Below are 19,151 nucleotides of genomic sequence, written 5' to 3'. Positions count from 1 at the left end.
CGATAGCGGCCGGAACCCTGCAGGGCCCGGCCGACGTGACCGGCCCGGTCGTCGGCCCGGCCGGTCCGGTCGTCGCCCCGGGCCGGGCCGGTCGTCCTGCTCGGGGAGCGATGCCGACGCTCCTGCTCAGGGAGCGATGCCGACGCCCTCGATCCCGCTCCACGTCCGCTCCTGAGCGGCCGTCATGGCCGGCCAGCGCAGCCCGCCCGGCCGCGGCTCGACGCGCGAGGCGTACGGCGCCGGGCGGAACTCGGGGTCGTAGAGGCAGCCCGTGCCGTACTTCTCGTCGAAGGCGCCGCACGCCGCCGCGACCGACCGCTGGGTGGGCTTCTCGTCCTTGCGCACCCATGTGTCGAGGGCGGCGATGGACGTGGCGTACTCGGCGTCGCTCAGCTCACTGTGCTCGTGCTCGTTCGTGAACGTCTGCACCAGGTGCCCGTCGCGCCGGGCGCCCTGGAGCGTGGCCCGGTAGGCCGCCTCGTGCTCGACGAACGCCGTCGGGTCGTCGATGGCGTGCAGCGTGAGCACCGGGATCGAGACCTTGCCCGTGAGATCACTGTCGTACGACAGGTCCCGTACGGCCGTGGGGTCGGGGGCGAACCGTTCGACACCGGCGTTCAGCGCCTCGTCGTCGTGCGACCCGGAGTAGCGGACGCCCTCGTTGCCGAAGGGATTCCGGTCGCCGAGGCGCTCGTGCACGATGTCGCGGAACGTGAAGGTCGCGAAGCGCAGATGCGACTCCAGCGTGCGCTCGGGGATGTGCGTGACCGCGAGGATGTCGTCGAGATTGCGCTGCTGGAGGGCGGTCCGCTCGGCCGCGGGCGACGCGTACCCGGTGCACTCCTGGAGCCGGGCGCGCAGCCCGGCGGACGTCATGGTCGAACCGGCGCGCAGGCCCTGCCACAGCGGATACTGGGGCTCGGTCGGGCGGGGGTGGTTGCCGCAGTAGTACTGGTAGACGACGCGCAGGTCGACCCGGTAGTCGTAGCCGCGCGAGCCGCCGCCCAGGACGCCGTTGGTGAGCAGGGCTCCGTCGTAGGCCCCGTGCTGCCCGCCGTACGTCTCCACGACCTTCGCGGCGACGTTCCCGCCCCACGACTGGCCGTGCACATACGTCCGTCGCGGCTTGCCGAACTCCTCGACGAACAGCCGGCGCGCGCTCTCGGTGTCGGCGGCGGCCATCCGCGTGCCGTAGCCGCCCCGGCGGTACGACGAACCCACCCAGGCGTAGCCCTCCTTGACCATCACCGACCAGCGGCCCAGGTCGTCGATGCTGCGCGCGGGGTCGGACTCCGCGCCGAGGTCGGGGCCGCCGTGGGCGTGCACGACGAGCGACTTGTTCCAGTCGTCGGGTATGGCGACGGCGTAGTAGGCGCCGTTCGCGTCACGGCCGGTGTAGCAGTCGGCCCGGCCGGCGAGTTCGGCGGGGCACTCGGCGGGCGCCGGTCCCTGTGCCGTCTCGCCCCGGGCGTTGGAGGCGCCGACGAGGATACCGACGGCGAGGGCACCGGCCAGCACCGCGGCCAGCGTCGTGCGCCGCTGTGCGGGCGATGGGACAGACCTGCGGATCACTGAGGTCGTTCTTGTCCAGTCCAAGACGGTGCTCCTCGTCCTCGTCGGCGCGTCGTCAAGCCGTGCGCCGAGATGCTAGGGAGCGGCGGGCCCGAGGGACCACGGTCCGACCGTTGTGTTCATAGTGTTCGCCGGGTCGAACAGGAACGGGCGCGACCACGAGCCCCCGCGGGCACCGGAATTGACGAATCCGGGCATGCGGGGTGCCCGAGCGGGCAGCTGACCTCCGCCTCCCGCCCCTGCCACCCCACCTCGTACGCTCGCCCCATGCCCCCCTGCCACATCCTGATCCTCGGCGGCACCACCGAGGCCCGTGCACTGGCCGCCGTCCTCGCGGCGCGGCCCGGTGTCCGTGTCACCACCTCGCTCGCGGGGCGTGTGTCACGGCCGGGCGCGATCGAGGGGGAAGTGCGGATCGGGGGCTTCGGAGGTGCGGAAGGTCTGGCCGACTGGCTGCGCGCCGAGCACGTCGACTTCCTCGTCGACGCCACGCACCCCTTCGCCGAGTCGATCACGGCGAACGCGGTCCGCGCCGCCGGGTCGGCAGCCGTCCCGACGGTGGTCCTGCGCCGCCCCGGCTGGCACCCCGGCCCGGGCGACCGCTGGCACGACGCCGCCTCCCTCGACGAGGCCGCCGCCCTGCTGCCGAGCCTCGGGCACCGCGTGTTCCTCACCACCGGCCGTCTGGGCCTCGCGGCCTTCGCCCACCTGAGAGACCTGCACTTCGTCGTACGCTCCGTCGAACCGCCCGCGCCCCCCTTGCCCCCGCACACCGAGGTGCTGCTGGCCCGCGGCCCCTTCACCCCGGCCGACGAATCGGCGCTGCTGCGCGAGCACCGCATCGACGTCCTGGTGACCAAGGACAGCGGCGGAGACGCGACCTCCGCCAAACTCACCGCCGCCCGCAGCCTGGCCCTGCCGGTCGTGGTCGTACGCCGGCCCGCGCTCCCGGGGGGCGTGGAGACGGTGCCGGATGTGACGGGGGTGCTGGAGCGGCTCGGCCTCACCCCGTGACGAGGCCGCCGTTCAGCGGGACTCGCTCAGCGCCCGCTCCGGCACGCGCCCCGTCAGGCCCTCGGTGAGGTCCTCGACCAGGAGGCGTTTGGCGATGGTGTGGACGGCGGCGCGCAGGTCCGTGCCGGGTGGGCGGCCGATGTCCTCGTGAACGCGTTCCTCCAGCCAGGAGGCCCAGGCCGTGCCGATGGCGCGGGCCTCGCGGGCGCCTGCCGGGGTGTGGGAGAGCAGGGAGCCGTCGCGGGTGAGGTAGCCCTCGTCGACCATCCGGTCGAAGACGGGGAGGAGTACCTCCGGAGGGAGGTGGCGGCGGGCCGCGATCAGTCCGAGGCTCGCGTGGCCCACCAGGATGCCGAGGATCTCCACCTGCATCACCGCCCATGCGCCGGCCACGTCCAGACGAGTGTCGGAGGCGCTGACGACCCGGCGTGCGGCATCGGGCCCCGCGCTTCCGATGATCTTCCCGACAGCCGCCTCCAGTACCCGTTGGGCATTGGCGTCGTGCGGGGACGCGAACCCGTCGCCCAGGTCGGTGGAGGCCATGCGCGCGCTGTCGCGCAGCGGGACCTGCTTGAGGAACAGCGCCACCACGAAGCCGAGCGCCGCGACCGGCACTGTCCACAGGAACACCGTCTGGAGCGTGGCGGCGTACGCGTCGACGATCGGCGCGGCGACCGCCGGCGGCAGCCCGTCCAGGCCCTCCGGGCTGGTCGCGGCCCGGGAGATGGCGGCCGGATCGAGCCCGGAACCCACCCGCGCCGCGGCCTCGACCCCGTCGGCGAGGTTCGGCGTGAGCGTGTTGGTGTAGATCGTCCCGAAGACGGCCGTGCCGAACGAACTGCCCAGCGTACGGAAGAAGGTGACACCGGAGGTCGCGGTGTCGAGGTCGGCGTAGTCGACGGTGTTCTGCACGGCGATCGTCAGGACCTGCATGCACAACCCGATGCCGGTACCGAGCACGAACATGTACAGCGACGCCTGCCACGCGCCGGTCGACGGCCCCATGAGGGACATCAGGAACAGCCCGACGCCCATCACCAGCGAGCCGACGATCGGGAAGATCCGGTACGTCCCGGTCTTGCTGACGACGTTGCCGCTGAACACGGAGGCGATGAGCAGCCCGATCACCATCGGCAGGGTCCGCACCCCGGACACCGTGGCCGAGTCGCCGTCGACGTACTGCAGATACGTCGGCAGATACGTCAGCGCGCCGAGCATCGCGAAGCCGACGATGAAGCTGAGGACGGAGCAGACCCCGAAGACCGGGTCGGCGAACAGCCGCATCGGCAGCATCGGTTCCGCCGCCCGCGTCTCCGCCCAGCAGAACAGCCCGAGCGCGACCGCACCCCCGACGAACAGCCCGATGATGACGCCGGAGCCCCACGCGTACTCGTTGCCGCCCCAGCTCGTCGCCAGGATCAGCGCGCTCGCGCCGACCGCGACGAGCCCGATGCCCAGATAGTCGATCACCGGCCGGGACACCGACTTGACCACCGGAATCGTCCGGGCCGCCGCGAAGACGACGACGATCGCGATCGGGACGTTGACGTAGAACGCCCAGCGCCAGGTCAGATGGTCCGTGAACAGCCCGCCCAGCAGCGGCCCGATCACCGTCGCCACCCCGAACACCGCGCCGATCGCACCCTGGTACTTGCCGCGCTCGCGCAGCGGGATGACGTCCGCGATCAGCGCCATGGCCGTCACCATCAGCCCGCCGGCGCCGATGCCCTGCATGGCCCGCCACAGGATCAGCATCGTCATGTTCGACGCCAGACCGCACAGGAACGACCCGGTGATGAACACGATCGCGGAGATCTGGAAGACCAGCTTCCGACCGAACATGTCGCCGAACTTGCCGACCAGGACCGTCGCCACGGTCTCCGCGAGCAGATACGCCGTCACGACCCACGACATGTGCTCGGCGCCGCCCAGGTCCGAGACGATCGTCGGCAGTGCCGTGCCCACGATCGTCTGGTCGAGGGCCGCCAGCAGCATCCCCAGCATGATCGTCACGAAGACGACGTTCCGGCGGCGCGAGTCCAGCACGGGCGGCTGGGAGGCGGCGGGCGGCGCGGCTCCCTCGGCGAGCGTCACGGGGCCACGATCACAGCGAGGAACCGGGGCCGCATGCGGGAACGGTCCACTCGGGTGGCGTAAAACCGCAGGTCCGGCCGGTTCCCGGCCGGCCCCCGCCTACTGCTCCTTCGCGTGCCCGCGGCGCAGCAGATACGTGTCCATGATCCAGCCCTTGCGCTCCCGCGCCTCCGCACGCAACCGCTCGATACGGGGAGCGGCCTCGGCGATCGGGCCCGAGGCGAGGATCTCGTCCGGAGTGCCGATGTAGGCGCCCCAGTAGATCTCGATGTCCTGGTCGGCGTACTGCCGGAAGGTCTGGTGGGCGTCGAGCATCACGACCACGTCGTCCACACCCTCCGGGAAGCCCTCGGCCAGCCGCCGCCCCGTGGTGATCTGGACCGGCCGCGCGACCCGGTTGAGCCCTGTCCGATGCCGGGCGACCAGCGCGGAGACGCTGCTGATGCCGGGCACGACGTCGTACTCGAACTCCACGGCGCCTTTGTCCAGCACCTCTTCCAGGATCCCGAGCGTGCTGTCGTACAGCGCCGGATCCCCCCACACCAGGAACGCGCCGGTCTCGTCCTCGCGAAGCTCCTCGGCGATCAGCCGCTCGTAGATCCCGGCGCGGGCACTGCGCCAGTCCCCGACGGCGGGGGAGTAGGCCGAACCCCCGGCCGACCGGTCCCGCTCGGGATCCCGGGCCTCGACGACCCGGTACGTCCCCTCGGGTATGTGCGCGTCCAGCAGGTCCCGGCGCAGCCGCGTGAGGTCGGACTTCACCTCGCCCTTGTCGAGGATGAAGAACACATCCGTACCGCGCAGCGCCCTGACCGCCTGGAGCGTCAGCTGCTCGGGGTCGCCCGCCCCGATCCCGATGACATGAATCTTTCGCACGCCCCGAGTCTGCCGCACGCCACTGACAGAGCCGTCACCGAGTCCGGACACCGGACCGGCCGGCCCCTCTGTGCACCGGACCCGCCTACGCCCGCTCCCGCAGCCGAGGCGCCCGCTCCCGCGCGTCCACCGGCTGCCCGCCGTCCTCCACGTCCCCCGCCAGCTCCCGCGCCCACGCGGCCAGCCCCGCGAGATCCATCCCGTACGGCCGCGGCTCCCCGCCCTCGGCCGCCCACTCCTCCACGGCCCCGGCCCCGCGCCGCAGCAGCCTCGCGCCACCCGTCACGTTCCCCCGTGCCGAGTGCGTGAGCCCCACGGCCAGCTGCGCCAGCCCGCGCCACAGGGCCCGCTCCCGCTCCGGGCCGGTCTTCCACGCGTCCTCGAACACCTCGTGCGCATGGAACGGCTTCCCCGCGTCCAGCAGCTCCTGCGCCTCCGCGACCGACGCCCCCGGAGTGCGGACGACACCCTCCGGCTGGCGGGCGACGCCGTCCGCGCCGTACGGCAGAGGCCTCCCCAGACCGTCCCGGGGCCGGGCGTTGCGTGCCCGTCCCTCGCTGTCCCGGTCCCGTGCCGCGGTCTGTCGTCCTGACGATGTGCTGCCCATACCCCCGATTGTCCATCGCCCCGTCCCCGGGCGGATGGATGCCCGCTTCGGTGCGGTCGTCGGCGTGAGGTAAAGTGCTGTACGCGCGATCACGCGGTTCACCGCGCGAGAGGCACCGGGACGTGGCGCAGCTTGGTAGCGCACTTGACTGGGGGTCAAGGGGTCGCAGGTTCAAATCCTGTCGTCCCGACGGTGCGAAGGGTCTTCGTGGGCAGCAGCCCGCGGAGGCCCTTTTCGTGTGCCCGAATCCATGATCGAGCGCCCGCTCGACTGCGTAGGCTCGGCTCCGAGAGATCTTCCGCAGCGAAGGGGCACGCATGACCACCGTCTTCTCCCGGATCATGGACGGCGAACTTCCCGCCCGGTTCGTCTGGCAGGACACACACGCGACGGCGTTCCTGTCCCACGCTCCGCTGACGCCCGGCCACACCCTTGTGGTGCCCCGGCGTGAGGTCGACCAGTGGACACAGGTCGACGGTGAGCTGCTGGCCCACTGCATGCAGGTTGCGCAGGCGGTCGGCCAGGGGGTGCAGCGGGCCTGGGACGCGCCCCGCGCCGGACTGCTCATCGCGGGCTTCGAGGTGCCGCACCTGCACATCCACGTGGCGCCGATGTGGGGCATGGGCAACCTGAACTTCGACCACGCGAAGCCGGTGGAGGACACCGCGGTCCTGGACGAGGCGGCGGACAGGCTCCGCGTCGCCCTGCGCGAGCTCGGCTTCGAGCAGGCGGTGGCGCCGGGGGCGGCCTGACTCCGGCCCCGAAGACCGGCAGCCGTACGGCCCGGGCGTGCGGGTGGCGACGCCCGGACGCCCCCGCCCGTCACCCGGCCCTACCCGCCCGTCACCCGGACCGTACGACGCCCGCCGTGCCCGGATGGTAGAAGCGGGCCATGACCAACTCGCTCATCCTCCCGGCCGGTCTCCGATGACCGCCGGCATCGACACGCCCGACCGCCGCGGCCGCACCGGACTCGACCGGGCGGGCCGGGACCTGACCGGCAACCCCCGCGTCAAGGTGCGCGACGTGCAGCTCCTGTCCAGTCACTGGTACGTCGAGCGCGCCACCACCTTCGACTTCCAGCACGCCGACGGCACCTGGCGGACCCAGCAGCGCGAGACGCACGACCGCGGCAACGGCGCGACCATGCTGCTCTACGACGCCGAACGCGAAACCGTCCTGCTCACCCGCCAGTTCCGCTTCCCCGTCTACGTCAACGGCCACCCCGACGGCATGCTGATCGAGACCCCGGGCGGACTGCTCGACGACGATGACGAACACCCGGAGATCGCCGTGCGGCGCGAGGTCGTGGAGGAGACCGGGCACACCATCGGCGACGTCCAGCACGTCTTCGACATCTATATGAGCCCGGGGTCCGTCACCGAACGCGTCAGCTTCTACGCCGCCGCCTACGGCCCCTCCACCCGTACCCACGAGGGCGGCGGCCTCGACGAGGAGGGCGAGGACATCGAGATCCTCGAACTGCCCTTCCGCCGGGCCCTGGAGATGATCCGCACCGGGGAGATCGCCGACGCCAAGACCATCATGCTGCTGCAATGGGCGGCGCTGGAGGGCCCGTTCGCCAAGTGAGCGTGCACTCCCTTGACTTGGAGTGCGCTTCAGCATGAAGACTCCCGTTCGTGCCCCGAGAACCGGGCGCGCGAACGGGAGGGGACCCACCCATGAAGTACCGCACCATAGGCACCGGCCCGAACACCCGCCGCGAGGTCAGCGTCCTCGCGCTCGGCGCGATGCTCTTCGGCTCACGGACCGACGAGGAGACCTCCTTCGCCGTACTCGACCGCTATGTCGAGGCCGGCGGGACCTTCATCGACACGTCCGACAACTACGCCTTCTGGGAGGACGGCGGCCAGGGCGGACAGAGCGAGGAACTCCTCGGCCGGTGGCGGCGCAGCCGCGGCGTCGGCGACGAGATCGTCATCGCCACCAAGCTCGGCGCGCGTCCGCTCGCCCCGGGGACGAGCTATGTCGACAACCCGGAGGGCCTGTCGGCCAAGGTCATCCGCGAGTCCGCCGAGCGCAGCCGCGACCGGCTCGGTGTGGACAGGCTCGACCTGCTCTACGCCCACATCGAGGACCGGAAGGTTCCCCTCCAGGAGACCGTCGAGGGGTTCGCCGAACTGGTCGCCGAGAACGCGGTCGGCCTCCTCGGTGTCAGCAACCACGCGATCTGGCGGGTCGAGCGGGCCCGCGCGCTCGCCGTGGAGGCGGGACTGCCCGGGTACGAGGTGCTCCAGTACGCCCACAGCCATCTGCGGCCCCGCGTCGACGTCCCCGAGGGCCTCTTCCCCGACGGCAGCCTCGGCCACGCCGGCCCGGAGCTGCTGAGCTATCTGCGGGCCGAGCCCGCTCTGACCCTGGTCGCCTACTCACCGCTGCTCAAGGGCGCGTACACCCGACCGGACGTCGCCCTGCCCGGCGACTTCGACCACCCGGGCACCCCGGCCCGTCTGCGAGTGCTGCGCGAGGTCGCCGAAGAGACCGGCGCCACCCTCAACCAGGTCGTCCTGGCCTGGCAGATCGGGGCCGAGCTGCCGGTCATTCCCCTGGTCGGGGCGTCGTCCGTCGCCCAGCTGGAGGAGAGCCTCGCCGCAGTGGACCTGGAGCTCACCCAGGAGCAGCGGGCCCGGCTCGACGCGGCTCACTGACCACCCCGGGAGTACGCTCCGAAGAGGAACCGAAGGAGAGTGGCCATGCCTCTGTTCCCGAACGAGCGGAACGTCCGTACGACCCCCGAAGGCCTCCTGTGGGAGCCCAGCGAGCGCTGGGTGCGCGGCCTCAAGGGTGACGTCACCGTCGTCGACAGCCGGCACCCCGTCCTGGTCTGGGAACCCGATCTGCCCGTCCCGTGCTACGCCTTCCCGCGTGAGGAGGTCCGCACCGACCTCCTGCGCCCGGCCGGGAAGCCGACACCGGGCAAGCACACCGGCTCGCGGATCTTCTACGACCTCGAAGTCGACGGCGAGCTGGTGGAGAACGCGGCATGGACCTTCCCCGCCGCCGACCTCGCCGGACACATCGCCTTCGAGTGGTTCTGGCGCTGGAGCAGCGGCCTCGACCACTGGTTCGAGGAGGAGGAAGAGATCTTCATCCACCCGCGCGACCCGCACAAACGGGTGGACGCCATGCCCAGCAGCCGCCATGTCCAGGTCGAGATCGACGGCACGGTCGTCGCGGACACCCTGCGGCCCGTGCTGCTGTACGAGACCGGGCTGCCGACGCGGTACTACGTGCCCCGCGAGGACGTCCGGCTCGACCTGTTCGAGCCCACCGACCACCACACCGGGTGCCCGTACAAGGGCACGGCCCAGTACTGGACCTGGCGCGGCGAGGGCGACGTCCCGCGGAACATCGTCTGGAGCTACGCCGAACCGCTGCCCGCGGTGGGGCCGATCAAGGGGATGGTGGCCTTCTACAACGAGGCGGTGGACATCGTCGTGGACGGCGAACGCCTGCAGCGGCCCGTCACGCCCTTCACCGCGAGCCTCAAGTCCTGACCGGCCGCGGCCTCAAGTCCGTACCAGCAGCTGGAAGTCGAACGCGTACCGGGACGCGCGGTAGATGTGCGTCCCGTACTCGACCGGCCGGCCCGTGTCGTCGTACGCCGTGCGCTGCATGGTCAGCAGCGCGGCGCCCTCCTTCTCGTCCAGCCGCTCGGCCTCCTCGGCGGTGGCGCAGCGGGCGCCGATGGTCTGGCGGGCGCTGTGCAGGGTGATGCCGACGGCCCGCATCATCCGGTACAGGCCCGTCGACTCCAGCCGTGCGGTGTCGAGGTCGAGCAGGCTCGCGGGCAGGTAGTTGCAGAGGACGGCCACGGGCTGGCCGTGCGTGCAGCGCAGCCGCTCCAGGAGCGTGACCTCCGCGCCCTCCGCGATGCCGAGCGCGGCCGCCACGTCGGCGGTCGCCGGGACGTGCTCGTTGCGGACGACCCGCGTGGTCGGACCCTGTCCGGCCGCCTCCAGGTCGTCGTAGAGACTGCTGAGCTCCAGCGGGCGCTTGACCTGGCTGTGCACCACCTGGGTGCCCACCCCGCGCCGCCGCACCAGCAGCCCCTTGTCGACGAGCGACTGGATGGCCTGCCGGACGGTCGGCCGGGACAGGCCCAGCCGCACCGACAGGTCCACCTCGTTGCCCAGGAGGTTGCCCGGGGCGAGGACCCCGTGCTCGATCGCCGACTCCAGTTGCTGGGCGAGCTGGTAGTACAGCGGCACGGGACTGCCCCGGTCCAGGGCGAAGTCCAGCGCGTCCAGCGCGGAGGCGGACGCGGCGCGCGCGGAGCCGCGGGGCTTCGCCATGGGACGACCTCCCGGTCAGGGTGTCAGGAGTTGCTCAGGAGTTGCTGGGGAAACCGAGGTTGATGCCGCCGTCGGACGGGTCCGGCCAGCGCGTGGTGATGACCTTGCCCTGGGTGTAGAAGGCGATGCCGTCGTTGCCGTAGATGTGCAGATCGCCGAAGAGCGAGTCCTTCCAGCCACCGAAGGAGTGGTAGCCGACCGGCACCGGGATCGGCACGTTCACGCCGACCATGCCCGCCTTCACCTCCAGCTGGAAGCGGCGGGCGGCGCCACCGTCCCGGGTGAAGATCGCGGTGCCGTTGCCCCAGCGGGAGTCGTTGATCAGCCTGATGGCCTCCTCGTACGTCTCCGCACGCACCACCGCGAGGACCGGGCCGAAGATCTCGTCCCGGTAGGCGTCCGCCGCCGGCGGAACCCTGTCGAGGAGGGACACGCCGAGGAAGAAGCCGTCCTCGTGGCCGTCCACCGTGTAGCCGGTGCCGTCGACCACGACCTCCGCGCCCTGCTCGGCGGCGGAAGCCACATACGACGCCACCTTGTCGCGGTGCTCGCGCGTGATCAGCGGGCCCATCTCGGAGGCCGGGTCGTTGCCGGGGCCGATCCTCAGGTTCTTCGCCCGCTCGGCGATCTTCGCGACCAGGTCGTCGCCCGTGTCACCGACCGCGACCACGACCGACACGGCCATGCAGCGCTCGCCCGCCGAACCGTACGCGGCGTTGATCGCCTGGTCGGCGGCGAAGTCCAGGTCGGCGTCCGGCAGGACCAGCATGTGGTTCTTGGCGCCGCCGAGCGCCTGCACCCGCTTGCCGTGCTCGACCGCCTTGAGCTGGATGTACTTGGCGATCGGCGTCGAGCCGACGAAGGAGACCGCCTCGATGTCCGGGTGCTCGAGGAGCCGGTCCACGGCGACCTTGTCGCCCTGCACGACGTTCAGCACACCTTCCGGCAGTCCCGCCTCGGTGGCCAGCTCGGCCAGCCGGTACGACGCCGACGGGTCCTTCTCGGACGGCTTCAGCACGAAGGTGTTGCCGCACGCGATGGCCAGCGGGAACATCCACATCGGCACCATGGCGGGGAAGTTGAACGGCGTGATGCCGGCGACCACGCCCAGCGGCTGACGGATCGAGGCCACGTCCACCCGGGTCGACACCTGAGTCGACAGCTCGCCCTTGAGCTGCACGGAGATCCCGCAGGCCAGCTCCACGATCTCCAGCCCGCGGGCCACCTCACCGAGCGCGTCGGAGTGCACCTTGCCGTGCTCGGCGGTGATCAGCTCGGCGATCTCGTCGCGATGGGCGTCAAGGAGCTCGCGGTACTTGAACAGGATCGCGGTCCGCTTGGCGAGGGACGACTGCCCCCAGCTCTCGAACGCGGCCTTGGCGGAGGCGACGGCGGCGTCCACCTCGTCGACGGTCGCGAAGGCGACCTGCTTCTCCTGGGCACCGGTGGCCGGGTTGTAGACGGGGCTGAAGCGGCCGGAGGTGCCCTCGACCGGCTTGCCGTCGATCCAGTGGGTGATGGTCTTCATGGTGCGAAAGCGCCTTTCGAGTACGGGTCGTGTGCGGGGAGTTCAGAGGTGGCGACGGCGTCCGGCGACGTGCTGGTCGTAGCGTTCGCGGGCCTCGACGGCGGCCTCGCGGTCGGCGACCTCGGCCACGGGCACGTCCCACCACGCCTCGGGGCCCGGCGAGGTCGGGTTCAGGATGTCCGTCTCGACGTACACGCAGGTGGGCCGGTCGGAGGCGCGGGCGGTGGCCAGCGCCTCGCGCAGTTCGCCGACCGTCTTGGCGCGCAGCACGTCCATGCCGAGGCTGGCGGCGTTGGCGGCGAGGTCGACCGGGAGCGGGGCGCCGCTGAAGGTGCCGTCGGCGGTCCGGTAGCGGTAGTCGGTGCCGAAGCGCTCGCCGCCGACCTCGTTCGACAGCCCGCCGATGGAGGCGTAGCCGTGGTTCTGGATCAGGACGATGTTGACCGGCAGCCCCTCCTGGACGGCGGTCACGATCTCGGTGGGCATCATCAGATAGGTGCCGTCGCCGACCAGCGACCACACGGCGACGTCCGGTGCGGCCTGCTGGATGCCGATCCCGGCCGGGATCTCGTAGCCCATGCAGGAGTAGCCGTACTCCAGGTGGTACTGGCGCGGGGAGCGCGAACGCCAGAGCTTGTGCAGGTCGCCCGGGAGCGAACCGGCCGCGTTGATCACCACGTCGTGGTCGCCGACGACGGCGTCCAGCGCGCCGAGCACCTGGGTCTGCGTCGGCACGGCCGTCTCGTCGTCGGCACGGTAGGCCGCCTCGACCACCGCGTCCCAACGCTCCTTGCCGGCGCGGTACTCGGCCTCGTAAGCCGCCTCCACCCGATGGCCGGAAAGCGCCTCTGTCAGCTTCTCCAGCCCGGCCCGCGCGTCGCACACCAGCGTCCGCGCGGCCAGCTTGTGCGCGTCGAAGCCGGTGATGTTGAGGTTGACGAAGCGGACGTCCGGCCGCTGGAAGAGGGTGCCGGAGGCCGTGGTGAAGTCCGTGTACCTCGTGCCCACGCCGATCACCAGGTCGGCCGCGCGGGCGATGTCGTCGCTGACCGAGGTGCCGGTGTGGCCGATGCCGCCCAGGTCGGCGGGGTGGTCGTAACGCAGTGAACCCTTGCCGGCCTGGGTGGAGGCGACCGGGATGCCGGTGGCCTCGACGAACGCCTTCAACGCCGCCTCGGCCTCGCTGTGGTGGACACCGCCGCCCGCCACGATCAGCGGGCGCCGCGCGGAGCGGATCGCCTCGACGGCGGCCGCCAGTTCGACGGGGTCGGGCGCGGGGCGCCGTACGTACCAGACGCGGTCGGCGAAGAACTCCTGCGGCCAGTCGTACGCCTCCGCCTGCACGTCCTGCGGGAGGGCCAGCGTCACCGCGCCGGTCTCGGCCGGGTCGGCGAGCACGCGCATGGCGTTCAGCGCGGACGGGATCAGGGCCTCGGGGCGGGTGATCCGGTCGAAGTACCGGGACACGGGACGGAGCGTGTCGTTGACCGACACGTCCGCCTCGGTGGGGTGCTCCAGCTGCTGGAGCAGCGGGTCCGGGGCGTGCGAGGCGAAGTAGTCGCCGGGGAGGAGGAGAACCGGCAGCCGGTTGATGGTCGCCAGCGCCGCACCGGTCACCAGGTTCGTCGCGCCCGGGCCGATCGACGTCGTCACCGCCTGCGCGGAGAGGCGATCGAGCTGACGGGCGTGGCCGACGGCCGCGTGCACCATGGACTGCTCGTTGCGGCCCTGGTGGTACGGCATCACGTCCTCGCCCGCCTGGAGGAGGGCCTGCCCGAGGCCGGCCACATTGCCATGGCCGAAAATGCCCCAGGTGCCGGCGATCAGCCGGTGCCGTACGCCGTCGCGCTCGGTGTACTGGGCGGACAGGAACCGCACCAGCGCCTGGGCGACGGTGAGACGGACGGTGGATGGGCTCATCGGGGACCTCACTCGGACGGAGCGGTGTAGAGGGGCAGACGGGGGTCGACGGGCTGGTCCGGCCAGGTGCCGCGGATCCAGGCGTGATCGGGGTGGTCGCAGATCAGCCAGGCGCGCTCGGCCTCGGGACCCGCCATGACGTTGAGGTAGTACATGTGGTGACCGGGCACCGCCATCGAGGGCCCGTGCCAACCGTCCGGGATCAGTACGACGTCGCCGCCGCGCACTTCCGCCAGGACGTCGGTGCCCCGGCCGTGGCCGGACGGCGAGACACGCTGGTAACCGAGGCCGGGGGTGCCCTCGTGGTCGGCGAACTCGAAGTAGTAGATCTCCTCCAGCACCGACTCCTCGCCGGGCCGGTGCTCGTCGTGCTTGTGCGGCGGGAACGAGGACCAGTTGCCGCCCGGCGTGATGACCTCGACCGCGATGAGCTTGTCGCACTCGAAGACGCCGGCCGCGCCGAAGTTGTTCACCTGGCGGGAGGAGTTGCCGGTGCCGCGCAGCTCCACCGGCACCGAGGAGGCCGGTCCGTAGCGGGCGGGCAGTCGGCGCGAGCAGCGCGCGCCGGTGAGCGCGAACCGGCCGCCGCCGGTGGACGTCACGGTCGTACGGGCGTCCCGCGGCACATAGGCGAAGTCACTGACTCCGCTGAACACGGCCTCCCTGCCCGACAGTTGGAAGGTGTCATGGCCGAAGTCGTCGGTCGCCTCGACCGTGCAGCCGCCGTTCAGCGGCAGCACGATCCACTCGCTGTCACCGGTCTCGAAGGTGTGCGAGCCGCCGGGCGGCAGCTCCAGCACCTTCAGGGCGGAGTAGCCCCAGCCGGCCTTCTCGGGCGTGACGTCCACGACGTACGGGCCGCCGAGCGCCTTTCCCGCAGGAAGGTGATACGTCATCGCGTCCTCAAGCGTCACAGTCGTTCCTCCGTGTCACAGTCCGTGTAACCGTCCGGGTCACAACAGGCCGACGGCCGTGTCCACCGCCGTCTCCACAGTGCCCTCGGCCGGGTAGAGCAGCGAGCGGCCGACGACCATGCCCTGGACGGTGGGCAGCCGCAGGGCCTTGCGCCAGCGCTCGTACGCCCCCTCCTGGTCCTCCCCGACCTCGCCGCCCAGCAGGACCACGGGCAGCGTGGACGTCTCCAGGACCTCGGCCATGTCGTCGGGGTCGTCGGTGACGGGCAGTTTCAGCCAGGTGTAGGCCGAGGTGCCGCCGAGGCCGGAGGCGATGGCGATCGACTTGGTGACGGCCTCGGCGGACAGGTCGTTGCGTACCTTGCCGTCGACGCGCCGGGAGAGGAACGGCTCGACGAAGAGCGGCAGCCGCAGCGCCGCCATGGCGTCGATGGCGCGGGCCGTGGACTCCAGGGTGGTCAGCGAGCCCGGGTCGTCGTAGTCGATACGGATCAGCAGCTTGCCCGCGTCGAAGCGCAGCCGGGCGATGTCCTCGGCGCGGTGGCCGGTGAAGCGGTCGTCCATCTCGAAGGACGCGCCGGCCAGGCCACCGCGGTTCATGGAGCCCATGACAACCTTGTCCTCCAGGACACCGAGGAGAAGCAGGTCCTCCAGGATGTCCGCGGTGGCCAGGACGCCGTCGACGCCGGGCCGGGAGAGCGCGATGCAGAGACGTTCCAGCAGATCGGCCCGGTTGGCCATGGCCAGACGCCGGTCGCCGACGCCGAGGGCGCCTCGGGCGGGGTGGTCGGCGGCCACGATCATCAGGCGGCCGCTGTCGCCGATCAGCGGGCGCCGCACCCGGCGGGCGGCGGCCTCGGCGATCGCCTCCGGGTGCCGGGCTCTGACCGCGCTGAGGTCGGGGATGCTGATGCTCAAGGAAAGCTCCGTTCAGGGGTGGCTGGGGCGGCCGTCACGACGCCGGTGCGAGGAGGCCCTCGACCTCGGACTCGGTGGGCATCGCGGAGGAGCAGGCGAGGCGGGAGGCGACGAGCGCGCCGGCGGCGTTGGCGTACCGCATGACCTTCTCCAGCTCCCAGCCGGACAGCAGCCCGTGCACCAGCGAGCCGCCGAAGGCGTCGCCCGCGCCGAGTCCGTTGGCGACCTGGACCGGCACCGGTGGGACCTCGGCCTCCGTGCCGTCCCGGTGCACGGCGAGGACGCCCTTGGGGCCCTGCTTGACGACCGCCAGCTCCACACCGGCCGCAAGCAGCGCCTCGGCGCACGCGCGGGGCTCGCGGACCCCGGTGGCGACCTCGCACTCGTCGAGGTTGCCGACGGCGACCGTGGCGTGCCGCAGCGCCTCGGCGTAGTACGGGCGGGCCTGCTCGGGGGCGCGCCAGAACATGGGGCGCCAGTCGAGGTCGAAGACCGTGGTGCCGGCCCTGTCGCGCGCCTTGAGGGCGGCGAGGGTGGCGGAGCGGCTCGGTTCCTCGCTCAGACCCGTGCCGGTGATCCAGAAGACCCGGGCCGCGCGCACCGCCCAGTAGTCGAGCTCGTCGGAATGTATCTCCAGGTCAGGCGCCTTAGGCTGCCGGTAGAAGTAGAGCGGGAAGTCGTCCGGCGGGAAGATCTCGCAGAACGTCACCGGCGTCGGATACGCCGCCACGGGCGTCACCCAGCGGTCGTCGACGCCGAAGTCCTTGAGGGCCTCGTGCAGGTAGGCGCCGAACGGATCGTCGCCGGTGCGGGTGATCACGGCGGTGCTGCGGCCGAGCCGTGCGGCGGCCACCGCCACGTTCGCGGCGGAGCCTCCGAGGAACTTGCCGAACGTCTCCACCCGCGCCAGAGGGAGGCCGGACTGCAAGGGGTAGAGGTCGACTCCTATTCTTCCCATCGTGATCAAGTCGAAGGACTTGGCTGACTCGGCCATGCGTGACGCTCCTAGAGCTGGACAGGGGTTGCGGGTCCCAAGGGGCCTGCCGCCTCCCAGGTGTAGGACGTGAAGGCCGACGCTGTCAATAGTTTGTACTTACATTCGGACCTGAGTGTGAAATGATGTCTTAACAAAGTATTGACAGCGGGCGCATCTAGGGATTGGATCCCGTCCCAGCGCAACCGCCGTGTTCCACGGCACACAGGACGCGGACCGCGAGGTCCGGGTCATGGATCCCAGTGATCAATCCCTTTCCCCCGTCGCACACCCCGTCGCACAGTGAGGTGCTGGAAAGATGGACCGCTCTTACCCCCGCTCCCGCAAGCTGGTCCCCATGGTGGCCATGGCCGCCGCGGCCGCGTTGACTCTCGCAGGCTGCTCCAGCAGCTCTGGTGGAAAGGAGTCCGAGGAGGGCGGGGCGAACGCCTCCGCGGGCAAGGCGAACACCCCCCGGATGACGGTCGCCCTGGTGACCCACCAGTCGCCCGGCGACACGTTCTGGGACATCGTCCGCAAGGGCGCCGAGGCGGCCGCCGCCAAGGACAACATCAAGCTGATCTACTCCGCCGACCCGAACGCGGGCAACCAGGCCAACCTGGTGCAGAACGCGATCGACCAGAAGGTCGACGGCATCGCGATCACTCTCGCCAAGCCGGACGCCCTCAAGGACGTCGTCGGCAAGGCCAAGGCGCAGAACATTCCGGTCGTCGGCCTCAACTCCGGTGTCAGCGAGTGGCAGAAGCTCGGTCTGATGGAGTTCTTCGGCCAGGACGAGACGGTGGCCGGCGAGGCGCTCGGCAAGCGGCTGAACGAGGCCGGCGCCAAGAAGGCCGTCTGTGTCATCCAGGAACAGGGCAACATCGGCCTCACCCAGCGCTGTGACGGCGTGAAGAAGACCTTCGAGGGCACGACCGAGACCCTGAACGTCAACGGCACGGACATGCCGTCCGTGAAGTCCACGATCACCGCCAAGCTCAAGACGGACAAGGACATCGACTACGTCGTCGCCCTCGGCGCCCCGTTCGCGCTGACGGCCGCGCAGTCCGTGGACGAGGCGGGCAGCAAGGCGAAGGTCGCGACCTTCGACCTCAACAAGGAACTGACCGGAGCGATCAGCAAGGGCGACATCGAGTTCGCCGTCGACCAGCAGCCCTACCTCCAGGGCTACCTGGCGATCGACTCCCTGTGGCTCTACAAGAACAACGGCAACTACATGGGCGGCGGCGAGGCCCCGGTGCTGACCGGTCCGGCCTTCGTCGACAAGACGAACGTCGAGAAGATCGACGCGTTCGCCGCGAAGGGCACTCGGTGATGAGCATGACCCGACAGGCTGAGCCGGCGGTGACCACACCGCCGGCCTCCGGCCCCGGCAAGGAATCCGACGGGCGGACCCGGCAGCGGCCAGTGGCGCTGCGCCTCCTCGCCCGTCCCGAGGTGGGTGTCTTCCTCGGTGCGGTCGCGGTACTGATCTTCTTCCTCATCACGGCCCCGGCCGTGCGTGACGGCAGCTCGATGGCGAACATCCTGTACCAGTCGTCGACGATCGGGATCATGGCGCTCCCGGTTGCGCTGCTGATGATCGGCGGCGAGTTCGACCTCTCCGCCGGTGTCGCCGTGATCACCTCGGCCCTGACCGCGAGCATGGTCAGCTACCAGCTGACGATGAACGTCTGGGTCGGCGTGATCGTCGCCCTGATCGTGTCCCTCGCGGTCGGTCTCTTCAACGGCTGGCTGCTCGTCAAGACCGGCCTGCCGAGCTTCCTGGTCACCCTCGGCACGTTCCTGATCCTGCAGGGCGTGAACCTGGCGGTCACCAAGCTGGTCACGGGCAACGTCGCCACCGACGACATCAGCGACATGGACGGCTTCGACCAGGCCAAGGCCCTCTTCGCCTCGTCCTTCGACGTCGGCGGCGTCAATGTGAAAATCACCGTGGTGTGGTGGCTGGTCTTCGCGGCGCTGGCCACGTGGGTGCTGTTGCGTACCAAGTACGGCAACTGGATCTTCGCGGTCGGCGGCAACCAGGGCAGCGCCCGCGCCGTCGGTGTTCCGGTGACGTTCACGAAGATCTCCCTGTTCATGCTGGTCGGGTTCGGCGCCTGGTTCGTCGGCATGCACCAGCTGTTCTCGTTCAACACCGTGCAGTCCGGCGAGGGTGTGGGCCAGGAGCTCATCTACATCGCCGCGGCCGTGATCGGCGGCTGTCTGCTGACCGGCGGCGCCGGCTCCGCGATCGGCCCCGTCTTCGGCGCCTTCATGTTCGGCATGGTCCAGCAGGGCATCGTCTACGCCGGCTGGAACCCGGACTGGTTCAAGGCCTTCCTCGGCGTGATGCTCCTCGGCGCCGTTCTCATCAATCTGTGGGTCCAGCGCACGGCGACCCGGAGGTGACCCG

17 protein-coding genes and 1 tRNA gene are annotated in these 19,151 nt (G+C 70.9%); 8 read left to right on the top strand and 10 right to left on the bottom strand.

What is annotated here, in order from left to right; all coding sequences use genetic code 11:
* Positions 1-126: 126 nt before the first annotated feature.
* A complete protein-coding gene (locus ACFPQ9_RS02615) occupies positions 127-1,596 on the bottom strand; it encodes an alpha/beta hydrolase (RefSeq protein WP_380845798.1) in 1,470 nt (489 codons plus the stop codon).
* 243 nt (positions 1,597-1,839) lie between these two features.
* Here ACFPQ9_RS02615 and ACFPQ9_RS02610 point away from each other — a divergent pair, with 243 nt between their 5' ends.
* Positions 1,840-2,586 (top strand): cobalt-precorrin-6A reductase, encoded by a 747-nt coding sequence (locus ACFPQ9_RS02610; protein ID WP_380845795.1) that lies wholly within the window; start codon positions 1,840-1,842, stop codon positions 2,584-2,586.
* Positions 2,587-2,598: 12 nt separating this feature from the next.
* On the opposite strand, the gene ACFPQ9_RS02605 is transcribed toward ACFPQ9_RS02610, so the two are convergent.
* The 3 genes from ACFPQ9_RS02605 to ACFPQ9_RS02595 all read right to left on the bottom strand — a co-directional run bounded on the left by ACFPQ9_RS02605 (position 2,599) and on the right by ACFPQ9_RS02595 (position 6,163).
* Positions 2,599-4,680 (bottom strand): MDR family MFS transporter, encoded by a 2,082-nt coding sequence (locus ACFPQ9_RS02605; RefSeq protein WP_380845792.1) that lies wholly within the window; start codon positions 4,678-4,680, stop codon positions 2,599-2,601.
* Positions 4,681-4,779: 99 nt separating this feature from the next.
* On the bottom strand, positions 4,780-5,556 hold the full coding sequence (gene cobF, locus ACFPQ9_RS02600) for a precorrin-6A synthase (deacetylating) (RefSeq protein ID WP_380845789.1): 777 nt from the start codon (positions 5,554-5,556) through the stop codon (positions 4,780-4,782).
* Between the two features lie 85 nt (positions 5,557-5,641).
* Positions 5,642-6,163 (bottom strand): DUF309 domain-containing protein, encoded by a 522-nt coding sequence (locus ACFPQ9_RS02595; RefSeq protein ID WP_380845786.1) that lies wholly within the window; start codon positions 6,161-6,163, stop codon positions 5,642-5,644.
* Between the two features lie 116 nt (positions 6,164-6,279).
* Here ACFPQ9_RS02595 and ACFPQ9_RS02590 point away from each other — a divergent pair.
* From ACFPQ9_RS02590 to ACFPQ9_RS02570, 5 genes are all read left to right on the top strand, one after another.
* Positions 6,280-6,353 (top strand) — tRNA-Pro (locus tag ACFPQ9_RS02590).
* Between the two features lie 127 nt (positions 6,354-6,480).
* A complete protein-coding gene (locus ACFPQ9_RS02585; protein ID WP_380845783.1) occupies positions 6,481-6,915 on the top strand; it encodes an HIT family protein in 435 nt (144 codons plus the stop codon).
* Positions 6,916-7,090: 175 nt separating this feature from the next.
* Positions 7,091-7,753: an NUDIX domain-containing protein gene (locus ACFPQ9_RS02580; protein WP_380845780.1), complete on the top strand. Its 663-nt coding sequence runs from the start codon at positions 7,091-7,093 to the stop codon at positions 7,751-7,753.
* 92 nt (positions 7,754-7,845) lie between these two features.
* Complete coding sequence (locus tag ACFPQ9_RS02575; RefSeq protein ID WP_380845777.1) at positions 7,846-8,832, top strand: aldo/keto reductase; 987 nt, start codon at positions 7,846-7,848, stop codon at positions 8,830-8,832.
* 45 nt (positions 8,833-8,877) lie between these two features.
* Complete coding sequence (locus ACFPQ9_RS02570) at positions 8,878-9,681, top strand: DUF427 domain-containing protein (RefSeq protein ID WP_380845774.1); 804 nt, start codon at positions 8,878-8,880, stop codon at positions 9,679-9,681.
* Between the two features lie 12 nt (positions 9,682-9,693).
* Here the strand turns inward: ACFPQ9_RS02570 and ACFPQ9_RS02565 are convergent, their stop codons facing one another.
* The 6 genes from ACFPQ9_RS02565 to iolC are packed head-to-tail and all read right to left on the bottom strand — an operon-like array spanning position 9,694 to position 16,753.
* A complete protein-coding gene (locus ACFPQ9_RS02565; protein ID WP_380845771.1) occupies positions 9,694-10,479 on the bottom strand; it encodes a GntR family transcriptional regulator in 786 nt (261 codons plus the stop codon).
* A gap of 34 nt (positions 10,480-10,513) precedes the next feature.
* Entirely contained in the window at positions 10,514-12,007 is a 1,494-nt protein-coding gene (locus ACFPQ9_RS02560) for a CoA-acylating methylmalonate-semialdehyde dehydrogenase (protein WP_380845768.1), read from the bottom strand.
* Positions 12,008-12,049: 42 nt separating this feature from the next.
* Positions 12,050-13,927 carry a 3D-(3,5/4)-trihydroxycyclohexane-1,2-dione acylhydrolase (decyclizing) gene (gene iolD / locus ACFPQ9_RS02555; RefSeq protein ID WP_380845765.1) on the bottom strand — a complete coding sequence of 626 codons (1,878 nt, stop codon included), beginning with the start codon at positions 13,925-13,927 and terminating at the stop codon, positions 12,050-12,052.
* Between the two features lie 8 nt (positions 13,928-13,935).
* Positions 13,936-14,823 carry a 5-deoxy-glucuronate isomerase gene (gene iolB / locus ACFPQ9_RS02550; RefSeq protein ID WP_380848352.1) on the bottom strand — a complete coding sequence of 296 codons (888 nt, stop codon included), beginning with the start codon at positions 14,821-14,823 and terminating at the stop codon, positions 13,936-13,938.
* A gap of 57 nt (positions 14,824-14,880) precedes the next feature.
* The gene (locus tag ACFPQ9_RS02545; RefSeq protein ID WP_380845762.1) at positions 14,881-15,759 is read right to left on the bottom strand and encodes a Cgl0159 family (beta/alpha)8-fold protein; all 879 of its coding nucleotides are present in this window, start codon (positions 15,757-15,759) and stop codon (positions 14,881-14,883) included.
* A gap of 34 nt (positions 15,760-15,793) precedes the next feature.
* Positions 15,794-16,753 (bottom strand): 5-dehydro-2-deoxygluconokinase, encoded by a 960-nt coding sequence (gene iolC / locus ACFPQ9_RS02540; RefSeq protein WP_380845759.1) that lies wholly within the window; start codon positions 16,751-16,753, stop codon positions 15,794-15,796.
* 298 nt (positions 16,754-17,051) lie between these two features.
* On the opposite strand from iolC, the gene ACFPQ9_RS02535 reads away from it, so the two are divergent.
* Positions 17,052-18,068 (top strand): sugar ABC transporter substrate-binding protein, encoded by a 1,017-nt coding sequence (locus tag ACFPQ9_RS02535; protein WP_380845756.1) that lies wholly within the window; start codon positions 17,052-17,054, stop codon positions 18,066-18,068.
* Positions 18,068-19,147: an ABC transporter permease gene (locus tag ACFPQ9_RS02530; protein WP_380845753.1), complete on the top strand. Its 1,080-nt coding sequence runs from the start codon at positions 18,068-18,070 to the stop codon at positions 19,145-19,147. The genes ACFPQ9_RS02535 and ACFPQ9_RS02530 overlap by 1 nt, the downstream gene beginning before the upstream one ends.
* Positions 19,148-19,151 lie beyond the last annotated feature (4 nt).

The sequence above is a fragment of the Streptomyces coerulescens genome, assembly GCF_042657965.1.
GTDB classification, from domain to species: Bacteria; Actinomycetota; Actinomycetes; order Streptomycetales; family Streptomycetaceae; genus Streptomyces; species Streptomyces coerulescens.
This window is presented reverse-complemented; position numbering and strand designations above follow the sequence as displayed.